This is a genomic window from Mycobacterium sp. ZZG, assembly GCF_054786995.1.
The window spans coordinates 1-2,610 of record NZ_JBTBFV010000132.1; the positions used below are offsets into that span (position 1 = coordinate 1).

General features: G+C 63.8%; 1 protein-coding gene and 2 pseudogenes. 1 reads left to right on the plus strand and 2 read right to left on the minus strand.

What is annotated here, in order from left to right; genetic code table 11:
- Positions 1-127: 127 nt before the first annotated feature.
- A pseudogene (locus tag ACXMYJ_RS28895) lies at positions 128-760 on the plus strand (DDE-type integrase/transposase/recombinase); the annotation flags it as partial.
- Here ACXMYJ_RS28895 and ACXMYJ_RS28900 read toward each other — a convergent pair.
- The gene (locus ACXMYJ_RS28900; protein WP_460359525.1) at positions 740-2,125 is read right to left on the minus strand and encodes an IS30 family transposase; all 1,386 of its coding nucleotides are present in this window, start codon (positions 2,123-2,125) and stop codon (positions 740-742) included. The pseudogene ACXMYJ_RS28895 and the gene ACXMYJ_RS28900 overlap by 21 nt on opposite strands.
- Positions 2,065-2,493, minus strand: a pseudogene (locus ACXMYJ_RS28905) (DDE-type integrase/transposase/recombinase); the annotation flags it as partial. The pseudogene ACXMYJ_RS28905 and the gene ACXMYJ_RS28900, both read right to left, overlap by 61 nt.
- Positions 2,494-2,610: the final 117 nt, after the last annotated feature.

Sequence of the window (2,610 nt, forward strand, 5' to 3'; positions counted from 1 at the left end):
TTCAGCGACCATCACTATCAACGGGGCCACCCAGACCTTCCCGCCGGCGATTCCCGACACCGAGCGCAAGATCCTCACCGATCTTGGCTTCACACCTGGGTACTAAGCAAAATGTCCAAACTCAGGTAAGAAGGTCCGCACCACGATCGCCAATCCGGCCGCGGCGCGGGCGGCTGATCTGGTCAAGCGGCAGTTCCGGGTGCCCGCACCCAACGTGCTGATGGTCGCGGACTTCACCTACGTACGGCTGTCGGGCGGGGCGTTCGTGTACACCGCGTTTGCCATCGACGCCTACGCGGGCCGGATCGTGGGGTGGACCTGCTCGGCGAGCAAGGAGGACCGGTTCGTGCGTCAGGCGATCCGCCACGCCGCCCAACTCCGTATCGACGAGGGTAATCCATTGTTGGGCAATACGATTCACCATAGTGATGCGGGCTCTCAATATACGTCTGTGCGGTTCGGCGAGACCCTGTCGCTGTCTGGGTTGGTGGCCTCAATCGGGACAGTCGGGGATGCCTTCGATAACGCACTGGCAGAGACAACCATAGGGCTCTACAAGACCGAAGCCGTCCGCGATGATTCACCGTTTCGTCGCGGTCCTCTGAGCCGTCTGGCCGACGTGGAACTGCTCACCGCCGAGTGGGTGCACTGGCATAACGCCGACCGCCTCATGCACCGCCTGGGCCGCATCCCACCCATCGAGTACGAAGACGTCCACTACGCTACAAACGCGGCCAACTCAAGGGCTGCACACCAATAACCGGTGCGCATCAAACCCGGGGCGATTCACAACACCGGGTTGTTGGAGTGAGTGTAGCTGTTGGGCAAAGACTTCGGCGGGAGTCTTCCAGCCGAGGACCTTTCGGGGTCGGTTGTTGAGCGTCAGTGCGACCGCTTCGAGGTCTTGAGCCGACCATCGAGATAAGTCGGTGCCTTTCGGAAAGTACTGACGCAGAACGCCATTGGTGTTCTCGTTAGTAGGCCGCTGCCATGGCGAGTGCGGGTCGGCGAAAAACACCTTCGTTCCGGTGTCGAAGGTGAACTGGGCGTGCGCGGCCAACTCTTTGCCGCGGTCCCATGTCAACGTCTGACGCAGCTGCTTGGGTAGCTGTGCCAGTGAGGCGATCAGGGCAGCGTTCATCGCCTCGGCGCCGTAGCCGCTGAGCGCCGGCCCGTTCTTCACCGGCGGCGCCAGACCCCACCCCTCGAGGCGGGGAAGGTGAACCAGCATCACCGAGCGGCTCTTGCGTTCCACCACGGTGGCAATCGCCGACCGGCCCGCACCGATGATCAAATCACCCTCCCAATGCCCAGGAACTGCGCGATCGGCGGCTTCGGCAGGGCGTTTGCTGATCACGACGTCCGCGGTGACATGTCCCTGCGGTTTGTTCTGTGTCCTGGCCCGCGGGACCCGCAGCGCACGACCGGTCCGCAGGCACGCGACCAATTCCCGTTTGAGCGCCCCACGCCCCTCGATGAACAAGGACTGATAGATCGCCTCATGGCTGATGCGCATGGACTCATCATCGGGGAAATCCAGCGGTAAGCGGTGGGCAATCTGTTCCGGGCTCCATGCTGTCGACCACCGTCGGTCTTGTCGGTGCGGCTTGTTGCGGCCGTTCCAGGCCTTGGTCTGCGGACCTGCGACGGCGGTGCCGTCGGGTCCGCGGACACTGCCATCGAGCCGCTGCTGCACGTACTCACGCAGCTGCGGGTTGACTGCCAGTTTCGCGGGTTTCGGGCGCTTTGCTGCTTGCTGGGCCTTCCACTGCGCCACCCCTGCGCGGTACACCTGCGTGCCGCTGCGGGTGGCTGCGTTGCGCCGCAGTTCCCGCGAAACTGTCGAGGGGTCACGCTTGATCTCGCGGGCGATCTCACGCACCCCGGCGCCCTGGGCGCGTAGCAGTGCGATCTCCTCCCGCTCGGCGAACGACAGATACCGGCCCGTGGGCTCATCCAGACTGATCGGCGTCATGCCGCCAGCGTGGTGGAACCACCTGGTCGCCACCGGTGTCGACACGCCGACCTCTGCGGCTGCGTCGTCGGTGGAGACACCCTGGGCGATCAGCCGCCAAAACTGACGCTGCACCGACCGCGACGGGTCCGGGCGCCCTGGTGAGCGCATCGCAGGCCGCAACGCACGGTCAGCCGCCCACTGCCGTCGCCTACCAACCGATTCCGCGTCCTTACGCTTGGCCACACCACACCTCCGTGATCAAGGTGTTGCGACGACCAGTTGAATCCGCCTTGAGAGCCCGCATCACTATGGTGAATCGTATTGCCCAACAATGGATTACCCTCGTCGATACGGAGTTGGGCGGCGTGGCGGATCGCCTGACGCACGAACCGGTCCTCCTTGCTCGCCGAGCAGGTCCACCCCACGATCCGGCCCGCGTAGGCGTCGATGGCAAACGCGGTGTACACGAACGCCCCGCCCGACAGCCGTACGTAGGTGAAGTCCGCGACCAGCAGCACGTTGGGTGTGGGGTTCCCCAGAAAAAGTGGACGCGGTTAGCTTGCTTCCAGGGTGACACTCATGGTGCGTTCGTAGCTAATTGGTGAGCGCTGACCGATCGCCGAGTGCCTACGTTGATGATTGTAGAATCGCAT

Excerpts from the sequence above, each read along its gene's own strand:
- ACXMYJ_RS28900 (WP_460359525.1), bottom strand. The coding sequence starts at position 2,125 with ATGCGCTCACCAGGGCGCCCGGACCCGTCGCGGTCGGTGCAGCGTCAG.